This is a genomic window from Burkholderia anthina (assembly GCF_001547525.1).
In the GTDB taxonomy this organism is placed as follows: Bacteria; Pseudomonadota; Gammaproteobacteria; order Burkholderiales; family Burkholderiaceae; genus Burkholderia; species Burkholderia semiarida.
Genome location: NZ_LNJP01000003.1, coordinates 173,420 through 189,920, shown reverse-complemented (window position 1 = coordinate 189,920; position 16,501 = coordinate 173,420). Strand labels below are relative to the sequence as shown.

14 protein-coding genes are annotated in these 16,501 nt (G+C 68.5%); 9 read left to right on the top strand and 5 right to left on the bottom strand.

The annotated features are described in order from the left end of the window. Positions 1–119: 119 nt before the first annotated feature. Both WS64_RS21195 and WS64_RS21190 read right to left on the bottom strand, forming a co-directional pair. Positions 120–2,540: a glycoside hydrolase family 31 protein gene (locus WS64_RS21195; RefSeq protein WP_060967614.1), complete on the bottom strand. Its 2,421-nt coding sequence runs from the start codon at positions 2,538–2,540 to the stop codon at positions 120–122. Positions 2,541–2,566: 26 nt separating this feature from the next. Beyond that, on the bottom strand, positions 2,567–3,838 hold the full coding sequence (locus WS64_RS21190; protein ID WP_059582281.1) for an MFS transporter: 1,272 nt from the start codon (positions 3,836–3,838) through the stop codon (positions 2,567–2,569). 473 nt (positions 3,839–4,311) lie between these two features. On the opposite strand from WS64_RS21190, the gene WS64_RS21185 reads away from it, so the two are divergent. From WS64_RS21185 to WS64_RS21150, 8 genes are all read left to right on the top strand, one after another. After that, entirely contained in the window at positions 4,312–5,256 is a 945-nt protein-coding gene (locus tag WS64_RS21185; RefSeq protein WP_059639331.1) for a MurR/RpiR family transcriptional regulator, read from the top strand. Next, entirely contained in the window at positions 5,253–6,245 is a 993-nt protein-coding gene (locus WS64_RS21180) for an isoaspartyl peptidase/L-asparaginase family protein (RefSeq protein ID WP_060967613.1), read from the top strand. Before WS64_RS21185 ends, WS64_RS21180 begins: the two co-directional genes overlap by 4 nt. Before the next feature lie 26 nt (positions 6,246–6,271). Then, positions 6,272–8,176 carry a dipeptide ABC transporter ATP-binding protein gene (locus WS64_RS21175; RefSeq protein WP_060967612.1) on the top strand — a complete coding sequence of 635 codons (1,905 nt, stop codon included), beginning with the start codon at positions 6,272–6,274 and terminating at the stop codon, positions 8,174–8,176. Between the two features lie 102 nt (positions 8,177–8,278). Then, positions 8,279–9,841: a glutathione ABC transporter substrate-binding protein GsiB gene (gene gsiB, locus WS64_RS21170; protein WP_060311085.1), complete on the top strand. Its 1,563-nt coding sequence runs from the start codon at positions 8,279–8,281 to the stop codon at positions 9,839–9,841. Positions 9,842–9,908: 67 nt separating this feature from the next. Continuing rightward, positions 9,909–10,829: a glutathione ABC transporter permease GsiC gene (gene gsiC, locus WS64_RS21165; protein WP_059582267.1), complete on the top strand. Its 921-nt coding sequence runs from the start codon at positions 9,909–9,911 to the stop codon at positions 10,827–10,829. A 7-nt stretch (positions 10,830–10,836) separates the two neighbouring features. Continuing rightward, positions 10,837–11,730: a glutathione ABC transporter permease GsiD gene (gene gsiD, locus WS64_RS21160; protein WP_059582264.1), complete on the top strand. Its 894-nt coding sequence runs from the start codon at positions 10,837–10,839 to the stop codon at positions 11,728–11,730. Beyond that, positions 11,730–12,812: a DmpA family aminopeptidase gene (locus WS64_RS21155; protein ID WP_060967611.1), complete on the top strand. Its 1,083-nt coding sequence runs from the start codon at positions 11,730–11,732 to the stop codon at positions 12,810–12,812. Before gsiD ends, WS64_RS21155 begins: the two co-directional genes overlap by 1 nt. Then, a complete protein-coding gene (locus tag WS64_RS21150; protein WP_059639337.1) occupies positions 12,809–13,636 on the top strand; it encodes a M55 family metallopeptidase in 828 nt (275 codons plus the stop codon). The genes WS64_RS21155 and WS64_RS21150 overlap by 4 nt, the downstream gene beginning before the upstream one ends. Before the next feature lie 35 nt (positions 13,637–13,671). Here WS64_RS21150 and WS64_RS21145 read toward each other — a convergent pair whose 3' ends face one another. After that, the gene (locus WS64_RS21145) at positions 13,672–13,866 is read right to left on the bottom strand and encodes a hypothetical protein (RefSeq protein ID WP_059639338.1); all 195 of its coding nucleotides are present in this window, start codon (positions 13,864–13,866) and stop codon (positions 13,672–13,674) included. Between the two features lie 74 nt (positions 13,867–13,940). On the opposite strand from WS64_RS21145, the gene WS64_RS21140 reads away from it, so the two are divergent. Continuing rightward, positions 13,941–14,723, top strand: a complete 783-nt coding sequence (locus tag WS64_RS21140) for an AraC family transcriptional regulator (protein ID WP_060967610.1) — start codon at positions 13,941–13,943, stop codon at positions 14,721–14,723. Between the two features lie 453 nt (positions 14,724–15,176). Here WS64_RS21140 and pcaG read toward each other — a convergent pair whose 3' ends face one another. Continuing rightward, positions 15,177–15,770, bottom strand: a complete 594-nt coding sequence (gene pcaG / locus WS64_RS21135; RefSeq protein WP_060311080.1) for a protocatechuate 3,4-dioxygenase subunit alpha — start codon at positions 15,768–15,770, stop codon at positions 15,177–15,179. Between the two features lie 3 nt (positions 15,771–15,773). Further along, the gene (gene pcaH, locus WS64_RS21130) at positions 15,774–16,481 is read right to left on the bottom strand and encodes a protocatechuate 3,4-dioxygenase subunit beta (RefSeq protein WP_011547893.1); all 708 of its coding nucleotides are present in this window, start codon (positions 16,479–16,481) and stop codon (positions 15,774–15,776) included. Positions 16,482–16,501: the final 20 nt, after the last annotated feature.

Genomic DNA, 16,501 nt, shown 5'->3' with positions numbered 1-16,501 from the left:
TCCGGGTCTCTTCATCTTTTCAAGGGGGCGGGAGGTTGAATGCCTCCTCTGTGGCAGGCGGCGGGCCGCGCGGACGGCCCGCCTGATCGGGTTGGCTTCGGCCTCAGCGATTCAGCGGTTCAATGGTCGAACGCGACGACGAGGCGGCGCCATGCGCCGTCCCGCGTATCCTGCTCGACGCGCGCACCGCGCACGGCCACCGGGCCTTGCAGCGACGCGGGCAGCAGGATCTCGACACGGTCGGCCGGGCGCGCCGGGCGGCCGTCCCAGCGGACCGACACACCGAGCGCGCCGGATGCTTCGCGGCCGGTCTCGATGCGCCACAGTCCGTATTCGCCGTCGCGCCACGCTTCCGTTTCGCCGTCGTCCTCGATGCATTCGCCGTACGCGACGCCGTCCTCGATCCGTGGCGCGACGAGGAAGCCGCGCGTGTCGGCGCGCGCACCGAAGTGCTGTTCCGCGACGTTCAGCGGCAGCACGCGGCCTTCGCGCAGCAGCATCACCGGCGTGTCGAGCGGCGCGGGCAGCGTCACGCTCGCGCCGCCGTCGAACGATTGCGCGCTCGCGCAGCACGTCCAGCGTGCGCCCGACGGCAGATACACCGTGCGCTCGGACTGGCCGGGATCGACGACCGGCGCGACCAGCAGCGCGTCGCCGAGCATCATGTCGTCGCACGCGTCGTAGCAGCGCGCGTCGCCCGGGAAGTCGGCGAAGGTCGGCCGCAGCACGGGCTCGTAGCGCGTCGTCGACAACCACAGCAGGTGATAGAGGTAGGGCAGCAGCCGGTAGCGCTGCTTGATCAGCGACGCGATCTGCGCGGTGATCTCCGGGTACATCCACGGTTCGTTGACGGTGCCGTCGTCGTTCCACGAATGAATGCTGAAGCGCGGCATGAAGATGCCGAACTGCACCCAGCGCAGCAGCAACTCCGGCGACGGCGCGGGGCCGGAGAAGCCGCCGATGTCGTGGCCGATGTTCGATACGCCCGACAGCGCGAGCCCGAGGCCCATCTTCAGGTTGTAGCGCAGCGTTTCCCACGACGTGTAGTTGTCGCCGGACCACGTCTGCACGTAGCGCTGCATGCCGGCGCCGCCGGAGCGCGACACGAGGAATGGCCGCCGCGCCGGCGCATGCGCGCGCTGCGCGTCGCGCGACGCGCGCATCATCAGCATCGTCTGCAGGACCTTCGCCTCGCGCGCCGGAAACGGCTGGCCGAAGCCGTGCGCGATCGCGTCGGGCGACCAGATCTCGTATTCGTTGTTGTCGTTCCAGGTCGACTCGATCCCGTATTCCAGCAGCGCCGACGTGACTTGCTCGCGCCACCAGCAGTAGGCGTCCGGCTGCGTGAAGTCGACGTACGCGCCGACCTCGTCCCAGAACTGCACCCACGCGGGCTCGCCGCAGGCCGAGCGGATCAGCAGGCCGCGCTTCGCGGCGTCGTCGAAGGCCGGATGGTCGCGCAGCAGGCACGGCTTGATGTTCGCGCACAGGCGGATGCCGTGGTCGCGATAGTGCTGCACGAAACCCTGCGCGTCGGGAAACTTGTCGCGGTTCCAGTTGAACACGTAGCGCTTCGCGCCGATCGACGTATAGCCCGACGACAGGTGGAACGAATCGCACAGGATGTCGTGTGCGTCGCACTGCTCGACGAACTGGTTCATCTGCTGCTGCGCGTCCGGCGCATCGGTGTAGCTCATCGTCGAGCCCGAATAGCCGAGCCCCCATTTCGGCGTGCGCGCGGGGCGCCCGGTCAGCCACGTGAAGCGCCGCGCGGCCGCGAGCGGCGTATCGGGCGACGCGATGAAGTAGTAGTCGAGATCGCCGTGTTCGGCGACGAAGTAGCGATAGAGCCCGTGGTAGTTGTCGAGTTCGCGGCCCATGTCGAACGTGCAGTCCGACAGCGTGTCGTAGAACAGCCCGAACCCCTGGCGCGCATCGGGCGACCACGTGATGTAGAACGGGATGTGCTTGTAAAGCGGGTCGGTGTGCTTCGCGCTGTAGCCCATCGCGTCGATGTTGCGCATCTCGAAGCGCGCGCCCGTGCGGTCGAGTTCGCCCGCGCGTTCGCCGAGGCCGAATACCTTGTCGCCCCGCTCGCGGGCGACGTAGTGATACGCACGATCGTCCCACCAGCCGAAGTTGTACGCTTGCGTCGCGCGGTCGGCGAGTGCGACGCGCCATGCGCCGTCCGCGCCGCGCATCGACCACGTGCAATGGCCGCATTGCCGGCGCACCGCGAGCCGGATCTGCGCGGTTTCGATCCGCACGCCGTCGTCGTCTTCGGCGAAGTCGTAGTGGGGCAGCGCGAAGCCGCTCAGGTCGAGCCGGTCGCGCCCGTCGAGCGGCACGTCGTCGAGGCCGGGCGCGATGGTCCACGTGCGCGGGGTGCGCGCCGTCGCGTCGGGCAGCACGCGCAAGCGCACGATGTCGTCCTCGAGCACGAAGATTTCGAGGGTGGCGCCCGTATCGGACGCGAGCAGCACGCGGTTCGCGTGGTGGCTGGCGACGCGGAACACGGGCGGATGAAGGAGCGAAGTCATAAGGCGATTCCTGGTGAAAACGGAGCTCAGGCGTGCTGCGCGAGCAGGCGTTCCTGCTTCGACTGGCCGCGGATCAGCACCGCGAGCAGCGTGACGCCGATGATGTCGAACAGGCCGAGGCACGCGAACAGCGGCGCATAGCCGATCTTGTCGGCGAGCGCGCCGACCAGCAGCGAGAAGCCGAGGCCGCCGATCCACGCGGCCATCCCGGCGAAGCCGCTGGCGGTGCCGACCTCCTCGGAATCGAACACGTCGGCCGACAGCGTGTTGACGAGCGCGGAGATCATCTGGTGCGCGAAGCCGCCGACGCAGAACAGCGCAATCGCGGTGTACGGCGACGACACGAGCCCGATCATCGCCGGCCCGAGCATCAGCACCGCGCCGAGCGCGACGCCGGCGACGCGCGACCACACGAGGGGCAGCTTGAAGCGGTTCGCGAGGTAGGGCGACAGGTAGCCGCCGGCGATGCCGCCGAGGTCGGCCGCGAGAAACGGCATCCACGCGAACACCGCGATCTGCGTGAGCGGCATGTGGCGCTCGGTCGCGAGATACAGCGGAATCCAGAAGCTGAAAGTCTGCCATGCGGGCTCCGCGAAGAAGCGCGGCAGCGCGATCGCCCAGAAGCGCCGGGCGGTGACGACGTCGCGGACGCGGCGCCTGGACACGGGCGGCATCGTGGCCTGGCCGTCGCGGATCAGCGTGCGTTCCCGCGCCGTGATGCGCGGATGGTCGGCCGGCGACCGGTACTGCGTGTACCAGAGCGCGGCCCAGATGAAGCCGAGCGCGCCGGTGACCATGAACGCGGCCTGCCAGCCGAACCGCATCGAGATGAACACGACGAGCGGCGGCGCGATCGCGGCGCCGAGCGACGTGCCCGCGTTGAAGTAGCCCACCGCGACGGATTTCTCGCGGTCGGGAAACCATTCGGCGACGGCCTTCATCCCCGACGGAATCGCGGCCGCCTCGAACAGGCCCAGAAAGCCGCGCAGGATACCGAGCGACAGCCAGCCGGACGCGAAGCCGTGCGCGACGCCGACCACCGACCACAGCATCGCGAACAGCGCGAAGCCGAGCCGCAGCCCGATCAGGTCGACGATGAACCCGCATACCGGCTGCATGATCGTGTAGCCGATCTGGAACGCGCCGACGATATACGAGTACTGCTGCGTCGAGATCGCGAACACCTGCTTGAGCTCGGGCGCGAGCACCGCGAGGGAATTCCGTGCGAGGTAGTTGAGAATCGTGCCGAGACACACGAGCACGATGATCCACCAGCGCAACGCCTTGACTGTCTTCACTGCTGTCTCCTGTCAGGCAGGGCGGGCGCGCGGCGCCTGCCCGGTCCATGAGGGCCATCCGTCGGGATGGCTTGTTTCGTTTTCGTTCGTACGATGTCCGATCTTGATCCGAGCCGGTTTGTACCGGTTTATATCGGATCCACGGTGTTCGAGCGAACATTTGGTCGTCGTCACACTGCAATGTTATCTGACGACTGATCATTTTCGAACATCCTATGTTCGAATGCGAATCCGGTCAACGTGAATCTGCATTCGAACGAACTTGCTTGGGGTTTTCCCGATGACGATGCGCCAAACACAGGGGCCGGGACGGAAGGCCGTCGTCCGTCAAAGGCCCGTGCGGCGCGGGCGGGCGATCTCGCGGACGGCTGACGAAGGCGGGCGGGGCGTGACAACCCTGATGAAAATTTATTTTTTTCCTGCCATCAGATTGTGTAAATTCATTTTCATCGAACCTTGCAACAACCCTTCGCATGACGCCTCTCGTTCCGCCCGATGTCAGTCACGACGAACCCGCGATCGCCGAGCGGATCGCGTCGGCGATGCCGTTGATGACGCCGATTCACCGGCGCATGGGCGAATTCGTGCTGGCGAACCCGTTTCGCGCGGCGACGATGCGGATCGACGAGCTCGCGCAGGCCGTGAATGCGTCGATCGCGACCGCGAACCGCTTCGCGAAGGCGCTCGGTTTCGACGGCTATCCGGCGATGCGCGCGGCGCTCGTGCGCGGCTTCGAGGCCACGCTCGGGCCGGTCGAGCGGCTGCGTTCGGCGCAGGAGCAGGAGCCCGGCGTACGCGGCGCGGTCTGGATCGATGCGGTGTTCGACCAGGCTGTCGCCAACATCGAGAACACGCGCGCGCAACTGGATGCGGCCGACGTCGAGGCGGCGGTCGAGGCGATCGTCGGCGCACGGCGCGTGCTGATTCTCGGCGCCGGGTCGAGCGCGTTTCTGACCGGATTGATGGAGCACGGACTGTCCGTCTGCCATGACAGCGTGCAGTCGCTCGCGCTGCTCGGCGGCCCGTCGCATGCGGCGCGACGTCTGTACACCGCCGATTCGCGCGATCTCGTGATCGCGCTCGCGTTTCCGCGCTACGTGAAGGACACGATCGAGCTGGCCCGTCGTGCGGCCGCGCGCGGCGCGCGCGTGCTCGGTATCTCCGACGGCCCGCAATCGCCGCTCGCGCCGATCGCGTCGCTGAACCTGTACGTCAAGGCCGAGCGGCGTTTTGCCGCCACGTCGGAGGCCGCGGTGCTGACGATGATCGAGGCGCTGATCGACGCGGTCGCGCTGCGCACGCACCGGTCCGCGAAATCCGCCGCCGAGATGACCGAATTCCTGCTGCCGTGGCTCGTGCAGCCGCAAGCGGCGCTGCCGGCCGCCAACCCTTCTTCCCCCCGTCCGAAAAAATCATGACTTCACCCGCGATCGTCGCGATTCACGGCGGCGCAGGCACGATCCTGCGCGAAGCGATGGATACCGACACCGAACGTCGGTACCGCGCCGAACTCACCGCGATCCTGCAGGCCGCGCAACAGGTGCTGGCCGACGGCGGCAGCGCGCTCGACGCCGTCACCGTCGCGGTGCGGATGCTCGAGGATTGCCCGCTGTTCAACGCCGGGCGCGGCGCCGTGTATACGGCTGAAGGCAAGCACGAACTCGACGCGGCGGTCATGGACGGCGCGACGCTCGGCGCCGGCGCGATCTGCTGCGCGACCCGCGTGCGCAATCCCGTACTCGCCGCGCGGCGCGTGATGGAGGCGAGCGAGCACGTGCTGTTCGCCGGCGCGGGCGCCGACGCATTCGCGGCCGCGCAGGGGCTCGAGCTCGTGGAACCCGGCTACTTCGACACCGAAGCGCGGCATGCGCAGTGGGTCAAGGCGCGCGCGGCGGCCGGCGCGATGCTCGATCACGATGCGGCGACGTTCGTGTTCGGCCAGTCGCAGCCGCAACCCGCCGAACCGCTCGATCCGGACCGCAAGCACGGCACGGTCGGCGCGGTCGCGTGCGACGTGCATGGCCATATCGCGGCGGCGACGTCGACGGGCGGCATCACGAACAAGCAGCCGGGGCGCGTCGGCGATTCGCCGATCATCGGCGCCGGCTGCTATGCGGACGACGCGACCTGCGCGGTCTCGTCGACGGGCACCGGCGAGACGTTCATCCGGCTCGCGACCGCGCATGACGTCGCCGCGCAGATCGCGTATCGCGGCGCGTCGCTCGCCGACGCCGCGCACGACGTCGTGATGAACAAGCTGCCGCGCCTGGCGGGCCGCGGCGGGATCATCGCGGTCGACGCGCACGGCAACGTCGCGATGCCGTTCAACACCGAAGGGATGTACCGCGGCTACGCGCGCGTCGGGGAAGCGCCGGTCGTCGGCATCTACCGCGACGACGCGGCCTGAAACCGGATCGCACGAGGAGATACGCGATGACTTCGAGCCGTAACCCGTCGGCCTTGGCGCTGCCCGAGCAGCGCGTGGTGGCCGTCGACGACCTGTCGGTCACGTTCCGCCGCGAAAGCGCGACGTTCGACGCGGTGCGCAACGTGTCGTTTCACGTCGATCGCGGCGAGACGCTCGCGATCGTCGGCGAATCGGGCTCCGGCAAGTCGGTCACGTCGCTCGCGCTGATGCGGCTCGTCGAGCACGGCGGCGGCGAGATCACGAGCGGACGGATCGCGTTCCGGCGCCGTGGCGGCGCGCTGGTCGATCTCGCGCAGGCGAGCGCCGCGACGATGCGCGGCATCCGCGGCGCGGACATCGCGATGATCTTCCAGGAGCCGATGACGTCGCTGAACCCGGTGTTTACGGTCGGCGACCAGATCAGCGAGGCGATCGCGCTGCACCAGTCGAAGAGCGCGGCCGAAGCCCGCGCGGAAGCGCTGCGGCTGCTCGATCTCGTGCGCATCCCGGAAGCGCGCCGCGTGTTCGCGCGCTATCCGCACCAACTGTCGGGCGGGATGCGGCAGCGCGTGATGATCGCGATGGCGCTGTCGTGCCGGCCCGCGCTGCTGATCGCCGACGAGCCGACGACCGCGCTCGACGTGACGATCCAGGCGCAGATCCTGCAACTGATCCGCGGGCTGCAGGACGAAATGAACATGGGCGTGATCTTCATCACGCACGACATGGGCGTGGTGGCCGAAGTGGCCGACCGCGTGCTCGTGATGTATCGCGGCGAGAAGGTCGAGGAGGGCGAGTCGGACCGCATCTTCGCGACGCCCGCGCATCGCTACACGCGGGCGCTGCTCGCGGCCGTGCCGCGGCTCGGCTCGATGCAGGGCACCGACGCGCCGGAGAAATTCCCGCTGCTGAAGGTGGACGGCACGAGCGCGACGGCCGCGGCCCCGACCGCGGCGTCCGCCGCGAACGACGCGCAGCCGCTCGTCGATCACGCCGCGCCGCCGATCCTGCGCGTGCGCGATCTCGTCACGCGCTTTCCGGTGAAGAGCGGCGTGTTCGGCCGCGTGTCGCAGTACGTGCATGCGGTGGAGCGCGTGAGCTTCGAGCTGCGCGCGGGCGAAACGCTCGCGCTCGTCGGCGAATCGGGCTGCGGCAAGTCGACCACCGGCCGCTCGCTGTTGCGCCTCGTCGAATCGCAGAGCGGCTCGATCGAATTCGACGGTCGCGACATCAGCGCAATGAAGGGGCATGACCTGCAGGCGCTGCGGCGGAACATCCAGTTCATCTTCCAGGACCCGTTCGCGTCGCTGAACCCGCGCCTGACCGTCGGCTTCTCGATCATGGAGCCGCTGCTCGTGCACGGCGTCGCGAGCGGCCGTGAAGCGCAGGCGCGCGTCGACTGGCTGCTCGACAAGGTCGGCCTGCCGCCGGAAGCCGCGCGCCGCTATCCGCACGAATTCTCGGGCGGCCAGCGCCAGCGGATCGCGATCGCGCGCGCGCTCGCGCTGAACCCTAAGGTCGTGATCGCCGACGAGTCGGTGTCGGCGCTCGACGTGTCGGTGCAGGCGCAGATCGTCAACCTGATGCTCGACCTGCAGCGCGAACTCGGCGTCGCGTACCTGTTCATCTCGCACGACATGGCGGTGGTCGAGCGTATCAGCCATCGCGTCGCGGTGATGTATCTCGGCCAGATCGTCGAGATCGGCCCGCGCCGCGCGGTGTTCGAGGCGCCGCAGCATCCGTACACGAAGAAGCTGATGAGCGCGGTGCCGGTGGCCGACCCCGCGCGCCGGCATGCGCCGCGCCAGCTCGCGGCCGACGAGATTCCGAGCCCGATCCGCGCGGTCGGCGACGAGCCCGTCGTCGCGCCGCTCGTCGCGGTCGGCCCCGATCATTACGTCGCGACGCATCGCGTCGGCGGCGCGTATTGAGTAGTGGAGTCGTGCGTTGCGATGACGGCGCACGAACCGGCAGGCAGTCGAAACCGAAACGCCCGTGAGGCGTCACCGATTCACCGATAGGAGCCCAGCAACATGAACAAGCAGCATCCGTTTCCGATGTTTCGTCCGCGCGCATGCTTCGTCGCGCTCGCCGGCGCGTTCGCGCTGTCGGCCGCGCTGCCCGCGTTCGCGCAGCAGACCGCGGTGATGGCGGTGGATTCGACCTTCACGACGATGGACCCGTACGACGCGAACGACACGGTGTCGCAGGCCGTCGTCAAGTCGTTCTACCAGGGGCTGTTCGGCTTCGACAAGGACATGAAGCTCGTCAACGTGCTCGCGACCGGCTACGAAGCCAGCCCCGACGCGAAGACATACACGATCAAGCTGCGCTCGGGCGTGAAGTTCCACGACGGCACCGATTTCAACGCGGCGGCCGTGAAGGCGAACTTCGACCGCGTGACCGATCCCGCGAACCACCTGAAGCGCTACAACATGTTCCGCGTGATCGAGAAGACCGAGGCCGTCGATCCGACCACGGTGAAGGTCACGCTGCGCGAGCCGTTCTCGGCGTTCATCAACACGCTCGCGCACCCGTCGGCCGTGATGATTTCGCCGGCCGCGCTGAAGAAGTGGGGCCGCGACATCGCGCTGCATCCGGTCGGCACCGGCCCGTTCGAGTTCGTCGAGTGGAAGCAGACCGACGACCTGAAGGTGAAGAAGTTCGCCGGCTACTGGAAGAAGGGCTACCCGAAGATCGACGCGATCGACTGGAAGCCGGTGGTCGACAACAACACGCGCGCGGCGCTGATGAAGACGGGCGAAGCCGATTTCGCGTTCCGCATTCCGTTCGAGCAGGCGGCCGACCTGAAGAGCAACCCGAAGGTCGACGTCGTCGAGCGGCCGTCGATCGTGCAGCGCTACGTGTCGCTGAACATGCTGCAAAAGCCGTTCGACAACCCGAAGGTGCGCCAGGCGCTGAACTACGCGGTGAACAAGGAAGCGCTCGCGAAGGTCGCGTTTTCCGGTTTCGCGACGCCGTCGACCGGCGTGGTGCCGCAGGGCGTCGATTACGCGACGAAGCTCGGGCCCTGGCCGTACGACCCGGCGAAGGCGCGGGCGCTGCTGAAGGAAGCCGGCTATCCGAACGGCTTCGAGACGACGCTGTGGTCCGCGTATAACAACTCGACGTCGCAGAAGGCGATCCAGTTCGTGCAGCAGCAGCTCGCGCAGGTCGGCGTGAAGGTGCAGGTGCAGGCGCTGGAAGCCGGCGAACGCGTCGCGAAGGTCGAGAGCGCGCCGGATCCGGCGAAGGCGCCGGTGCGGATGTACTACATCGGCTGGTCGTCGTCGACGGGCGAAGCGAACTGGGCGATCACGCCGCTGCTGGCCGGCGCGTCGGCGCCGCCGAAGCTCGTCAACACCGCGTACTACAAGAACGACGCGGTCGACGGCGATCTGACGAAGGCACTCGAGACGGTGGACCGCACGAAGAAGGCCGAGCTGTACGCCGATGCGCAGAAGCAGATCTGGGCCGATGCGCCGTGGATCTTCCTCGTGCAGGAGAAGATCGTGTATGCGCGCAGCAAGCGGCTGCAGGGCGCATACGTGATGCCGGACGGTTCGTTCAACTTCGACGAGATCTCGGTGAAATGACGGCGGCTTGCCCGCCACGCAGTGCCGGCGGCGCGAGCCGCCGGTGCGCTGATTCGATCGGTGTCCCATGCTGAATTTCCTCGTCAAACGCCTGTTCGGCCTGCTGCCCACGCTCGCGATCGTCGCGGTGCTGGTGTTCCTGTTCGTGCATCTGCTGCCGGGCGACCCGGCGCGGCTCGCGGCCGGCCCCGAAGCCGACGAGGCGACCGTCGCGCTCGTGCGCGCCGATCTCGGGCTCGACCGGCCGCTGCCCGCGCAATTCGCGCGCTTCTTCGCGAAGATCGCGCACGGCGATTTCGGTGTGTCGACGCGCAGCAAGCGGCCGGTGTCGACCGAGATCGGCGAGCGCTTCATGCCGACGCTGCTGCTCACGCTCGTCAGCATGGTGTGGTCCACGCTGTTCGGCATGGCGATCGGCATTGCGTCGGCGGTCTGGCGCAATCGCTGGCCCGACCGACTCGGGATGACGCTCGCGGTGTCGGGCATCTCGTTTCCCGCGTTCGCGCTCGGCATGCTGCTGATGGAGATCTTCTCGGTGAAGCTCGGCTGGCTGCCGGTCGTGCCGGACGGCACGTGGAAGAGCTACGTGCTGCCGTCGCTGACGCTCGGCGCGGCGGTCGCGGCGGTGATGGCGCGCTTCACGCGCGCGTCGTTCGTCGAGGTGCTGAACGAGGACTTCGTGCGCACCGCGCGCGCGAAGGGCGTGCACGAGCCGATGGTCGTGCTCAAGCACTGCCTGCGCAACGCGATGATCCCGGTCGTCACGATGATGGGGCTGCAGTTCGGCTTCCTGCTCGGCGGCTCGATCGTCGTCGAGGCCGTGTTCAACTGGCCGGGGCTCGGGCGCCTGCTCGTCGACGCGGTGACGATGCGCGACTACCCGGTGATCCAGGCGATCGTCCTGCTGTTCTCGCTGGAATTCATCCTGATCAACCTGACCGTCGACGTGCTGTACGCGGTCATCAACCCGACCATCCGGTTCAAGTGAGGCGCGCATGAACGCGACTGTCCAGCCCGCGGCGCCGGCCGCACCGACCGCGATCCGCACGCCGTGGCGCGAATTCTGGCGCAAGTTCCGCAAGCAGACCATCGCGCTCGTCGCGGGCGGCTTCGTGCTGGCGCTCGTCGTGCTCGCGTTCGTCGGCCCGCACATCGTGCCGTTCGATCCGGAAAACTATTTCGACTACGACGCGCTGAACGCGGGGCCGTCGGCCGTGCACTGGTTCGGCGTCGACTCGCTCGGCCGCGACATCTTCAGCCGGATCGTCGCGGGCACGCGGATTTCGCTGGCCGCCGGCTTCTTCTCGGTGGCGCTCGGCGCGGTGATCGGCACGTTCTTCGGGTTGCTTGCCGGCTATTACGAAGGCTGGTGGGACCGCATCACGATGCGCGTGGCCGACGTGCTGTTCGCGTTCCCGGGCATCCTGCTCGCGATCGGCGTGGTCGCGATCCTCGGCAACGGGATGATCAACGTGATCTGCGCGGTCGCGATCTTCAGCATCCCGGCGTTCGCGCGGCTCGTGCGCGGCAACACGCTGATGCTCAAGCACATGACCTACGTCGAGGCCGCGCGCAGCATCGGCGCATCGGACTGGACGATTATCATGCGGCACATCCTGCCGGGCACCGTGTCGTCGGTCGTCGTCTACTTCACGATGCGCATCGGCACGTCGATCATCACGGCCGCGAGCCTGTCGTTCCTCGGGCTCGGCGCGCAGCCGCCGACGCCGGAGTGGGGCGCGATGCTCAACGAGGCGCGCGCGGACATGGTGACGGCGCCGCACATCGCGGTGTTCCCGAGCCTCGCGATTTTCCTCACCGTGCTCGCGTTCAACCTGCTCGGCGACGGGCTGCGCGACGCGCTCGACCCGAAGCTGGAGCGCCGTTGATGCGGGCTGCATCGATGTGGGCGGCGACGCTGCCGGCCGGGCCGCGCGGCACGATCGCCGATGTGCCGGGCGTGACCGTCGGCCATTGCACGCTCGATGCCGGCAGCGTGCAGACGGGCGTGACCGTCGTGAAGCCGCATCCGGGCGACGTGTACCGCGGCAAGGTGCCGGCCGGCGCGGCCGTGATCAACGGCTTCGGCAAGAGCGTGGGGCTCGTGCAGGTCGACGAACTCGGCACGCTCGATACGCCGATCGCGCTGACCAATACGTTCGGCGTCGGCGCGGTCGCCCACGCGCAGATTCGCGCGGCGATCGCGGCGAATCCGCGGATCGGCCGCGACTGGCCGACCGTCAATCCGCTCGTGTTCGAGTGCAACGACGGTTACCTGAACGATATCCAGGCCTTCGCGGTCACGGCCGCGCATTACGACGACGCATGCCGAGCGGCATCGCGGGACGTCGCACGCGGCGCGGTGGGCGCCGGGCGCGGGATGTCGTGCTTCGACCTGAAAGGCGGGATCGGTTCCGCGTCGCGCGTGGCCGTTGCGGCCGGCCGGCCGTATACGGTCGGCGCGCTCGTGCTCGCGAATTTCGGCCGGCTGTCGATGCTGACACTCGGCGGCGTGCCGCTCGGGCGCATCGTCGCGCAACGGCGCGCGGCCGAAGCCGCGCACGCTGCACCGCCCGAGCAGGGCTCGATCATCCTGCTGCTGGCCACCGATGCGCCGCTCGACGCGCGGCAACTGTCGCGGCTCGCGCGCCGCGCGGGGGCCGGACTGGCCCGTACGGGCTCCGTCTACGGGCATGGCAGCGGCGACATCGCGCTTGCCTTCTCGACCGCGTACACGATTGCGCATGACGCGTCGACGATCGCGCTGCCGGCCCTCGTCGCCGATGCGGCGCTCGACCCGCTGTTCATGGCCGCGGCCGAAAGCGTCGAGCACGCGATCGCCGACGCGTTGCTGCAGGCGGTGACGGTCGCCGGACGCGACGGCCACGTGCGGCAATCGCTGCGCGACGTGGTGCCCGATCTCGAGCGCTTGTTCAACGAAGATAACGAAGGGCATCCGACCCAGTCATGAAGATCCTGATCTCGACCGACATCGAGGGTGTCGCCGGCGTATTCGCCGCCGAGCAGACGCGTGCCGGCAATCCGGAATACGAACGCGCGCGCCGCTGGATGACCGCCGAGGCGAACGCGGCGATCGAAGGTGCGTTCGCTGGCGGCGCGCAGGCCGTCTGGGTCAACGACTCGCACGGCGGCTTTCGCAACCTGCTGCCCGACGGGCTCGATGCGCGGGCGCGTGTCGTGCTCGGCAAGCCGCGTACGCTCGGCATGATGACGGGCCTCGAACAGCAGCCCGATCTCGTATTCATGATCGGCTATCACGCGAAATCGCAGACGCGCGGCGTGCTCGCGCACACGATCAACAGCTTTGCATTCACGCAGGTGTGGCTGAACGGCGTCGAGCTCGGCGAAGCCGGGCTGTACGGCGCGCTGGCGCGGGAATACGGCGCGCACGTCGCGCTCGCGACCGGCGACGACGTATTCGCCGACGAAACGCAGCCGCTGTTTCCCGACGCGCGCTTCGAGACGGTCAAGACGGCCGGCGGCGCATCGAGCGGCGAGACGCTCACGCCGTCCGCGTCGTGCGCGCGCATCGCGGCCGCGGCGCGCGAAACGGTCGCGCGGGCGCTGTCGGCCGGCGTGCGCGCCGGCGCGCATCGGCCCGCGCCGGCCGCGTGCACGCTGCGCGTGCAGACGGCCGCGCTTGCCGACCTGTTCTGCGTGCTGCCGTCGCTCGAACGCGTCGATGCGGTGACGCTGCGCTTCGACGGGCCATCGGTCGAGGACGCGGTGCGCACGCTGAACAGCCTGTCGGCGATGTCGTTCATGCTGCGCTGATGCGTGCCGTGACGATGCCGCCGGCGCGCGGCCGGTCAGCCGATCGCGACGGGGCGGGCCGTCGCGACGAACGCATCCATCGCCGCGCCCCGCGCGAGCGGTGTCTCGTTCATCGGATAGCGGCCCGCATGGCGCGGCACGTCGATGCCGGCGAGCGGATGCCGCCGCGGGCAGGTGCGGGCCATCGGCGCCGCATCGACGACGGTGGTCGCGGCCGCGAGGTCGCGCAACGGTGGAGCGGATCGTCGATCGTTCGAGGGCGGCCGGCCTTCGCTATCGGGTCATTGATGATGGAATTCGGGCCGTGAGAAATACGCTGCTGGATCCCTACGAACACATTCCCCGGAGCGTGGTCGTGACCGCCAACGACTTTGCGGCGGGCACGACGTTTCCGGATCACGCACACGTGCGCGGGCAATTCGCGTTCGCGTCGCGCGGCACGATCAGCGTGTCGACGCCGCACGGCCGCTGGCTGGTGCCGCCGCAGCGCGCGTGCTGGGTGCCGGCCGGCGTACGGCACGAAATGACGATGGCCGGGGGGCCGGTCACGATGCTCAACGTGTTCGTGTCCGCCGACGCCGCGCAGGCGGCCGGCCTGCCCGCGCAATGCGGCGTGTATGGGGTGTCGGCGTTGCTGCGGCAGTTGATCGACGACGCGATCGACCTGCCTGCGATGTACGACGTCGACGGCCGCGCGGGCAAGCTGATGGATCTGCTGGTCGCCGAAATCGCGACGATGCCGCGCCTGTCGCTGCATGCGCCGCTGCCGGCCGACGCGCGGCTGGCGAACGTGTGCCGGCACCTGTTCGCGGCGCCGTCGATCGCGGCCGATCTCGATCGGGTAGCGGCCGACGCGGGCGTGAGCCGGCGCACGTTCACGCGGCAGTTCCGCGCGCAGACGGGCGTGAGTTTTGCGGCCTGGCGCCAGCAGGTGTGCATGCTCGCGGCGATTTCCCGCCTGACCGACGGGCAGCCGGTGACGCGCGTCGCGCTCGATCTCGGCTATGCGAGCGCGAGCGCGTTCACGTCGGCGTTTCGCCGCATTCTGGGCGACACGCCAAGCCGGTATCTCGAGATTCGTCGCTAGACGCCAGGATTCGGCACGAGCCACGCGCTTGCGTGGGCCGCCGCGCCAAAAACGCACCAAAAAAATACGCGTCCGCCAACTTCGGCCAGACGCGTTCAAAGGCACTCTGTCTGAAAAAATGCGCGGGCCGCCTGCCGGGCGGCGTCGCGCATCATCCCTGCCATTGTTTCTTCGTACGATTCAATTCTGCATGCTCGTGGTGGATAACGAAGCATACGCCGCATAACGCGCAAACGATATCGTGTCGCCCACATGATTGATGTGCTGTCGCAGCATGCGTTTCGATCGCGCGTTCGATCTCGGCACGGGAAGCCAATGACGCCAGACGTCCGCAGCCACCGTCCATCACGCCGCGGCGCATCATCGAAGGTGACCCAAAACGCCGTGTGGCGCGATGCCGGTCGGTATCGCGCCACACGGCGGTGCGGTGGCAGGCGAAGCCTGCCGCATGCGTCAAACGTCGAAGAATACGGTCTCTTCCGGCCCCTGCATGCGGATGTCGAAGCGGTAGACGACCGGGCGGCCCGGCTGCGCGTCGCGTTTCGCGACGAGCGTCGCGCGGCGCTCGGCCGGCACCGCGTTCAGCACGGGGTCGACCGCGTTCGCGGCGGCTTCGTCGTCGAAGTACACGCGGGTGAACGCATGCGTGAGGATGCCCCGCATCATCACCGTCACGTTGATGTGCGGCGCCTCGTCGGCGGCGACGCGGCCCGGCTTCACCGTCTCGACGACGAAGCGCTGCTGCGGATCGGTGCCCGTGCCGACCCGCGCGAAGCCCGTGAAGCCGGATTTCGCGACGTCGTCGCGCGACGCGGGGTAGCGGCCCGCGGCGTCCACCTGCGTGAATTCGAGCACCGCGTCGCCCACGACGTTGCCGTCGCCGTCGAATACCTGCCCGACCAGCAGCACATGCTCGCCTTCGGCGTGCGCGGCGGCGATCGTCGGCGTGAACAGGCTTTTCAGGTCGTAGCCGTATTGCTGCGGACACAGGCCGTACGCGAAGTACGGGCCGACCGTCTGCGAAGGGGTTTGCTTCAGCGTCGTCATGGTTCAGCGCTCCATCGGGGTGGCGTCGCGGCCGCGCAGCACGATGTCGAATTCGTAGCCGAGCGCATAGCCTTCTTCGGTGATGTCCATCGAGAAGCGCGAGATCAGGCGCTCGCGCGCGGCTTCCGGCGTGCCCTGGAAGATCGGGTCGTACGCGAGCAGCGGATCGCCGGGGAAGTACATCTGCGTGACGAGACGCGAGCCGAAGTAATCGCCGAACAGCGAGAAGTGGATGTGATTCGGGCGCCACGCGTTCGGATGGTTGCCCCACGGATACGCGCCGGGCTTGATCGTCAGGAAGCGGTAGCGGCCTTCGTCGTCGGTCAGGCAGCGGCCGGCGCCGAGGAAGTTCGGATCGAGCGGCGCGTCGTGCTGGTCGACCTTGTGCACGTAGCGGCCGGCCGCGTTGGCTTGCCACACCTCGACGAGCGTATTGCGCACGGGCTTGCCGCCTTCGTCGAGCACGCGGCCGGTGACGACCATCCGCTCGCCCAGCGGCTCGCCGTTCTTCACGGCGTTCTTCGTCAGGTCGTGGTCGAGCGCGCCGAGATCTTCCGCGCCGTAGACGGGCGCGTACTGGTCGCGCAGCTTCTCCTTCAGCGGAATCAGCGGGCGGGTCGGGCCGCGCTTCACGGACGAACGGTACTCGGGGTGAACATAGGCCGGATGCGACGGCCAGTCGCGCGGCGTGAGGATCGTGGGGGAATCCATCGGGCGTCTCCTGTCAGGTT

What these genes read in the sequence shown, in the direction of transcription:
- WS64_RS21195 (WP_060967614.1), bottom strand. Translation starts at nt 2,540, where the DNA reads ATGACTTCGCTCCTTCATCCGCCCGTGTTCCGCGTCGCCAGCCACCAC.
- WS64_RS21185 (WP_059639331.1), top strand. Translation starts at nt 4,312, where the DNA reads ATGACGCCTCTCGTTCCGCCCGATGTCAGTCACGACGAACCCGCGATC.
- WS64_RS21180 (WP_060967613.1), top strand. Translation starts at nt 5,253, where the DNA reads ATGACTTCACCCGCGATCGTCGCGATTCACGGCGGCGCAGGCACGATC.
- WS64_RS21175 (WP_060967612.1), top strand. Translation starts at nt 6,272, where the DNA reads ATGACTTCGAGCCGTAACCCGTCGGCCTTGGCGCTGCCCGAGCAGCGC.
- gsiB (WP_060311085.1), top strand. Translation starts at nt 8,279, where the DNA reads ATGAACAAGCAGCATCCGTTTCCGATGTTTCGTCCGCGCGCATGCTTC.
- gsiC (WP_059582267.1), top strand. Translation starts at nt 9,909, where the DNA reads ATGCTGAATTTCCTCGTCAAACGCCTGTTCGGCCTGCTGCCCACGCTC.
- gsiD (WP_059582264.1), top strand. Translation starts at nt 10,837, where the DNA reads ATGAACGCGACTGTCCAGCCCGCGGCGCCGGCCGCACCGACCGCGATC.
- WS64_RS21155 (WP_060967611.1), top strand. Translation starts at nt 11,730, where the DNA reads ATGCGGGCTGCATCGATGTGGGCGGCGACGCTGCCGGCCGGGCCGCGC.
- WS64_RS21150 (WP_059639337.1), top strand. Translation starts at nt 12,809, where the DNA reads ATGAAGATCCTGATCTCGACCGACATCGAGGGTGTCGCCGGCGTATTC.
- pcaG (WP_060311080.1), bottom strand. Translation starts at nt 15,770, where the DNA reads ATGACGACGCTGAAGCAAACCCCTTCGCAGACGGTCGGCCCGTACTTC.
- pcaH (WP_011547893.1), bottom strand. Translation starts at nt 16,481, where the DNA reads ATGGATTCCCCCACGATCCTCACGCCGCGCGACTGGCCGTCGCATCCG.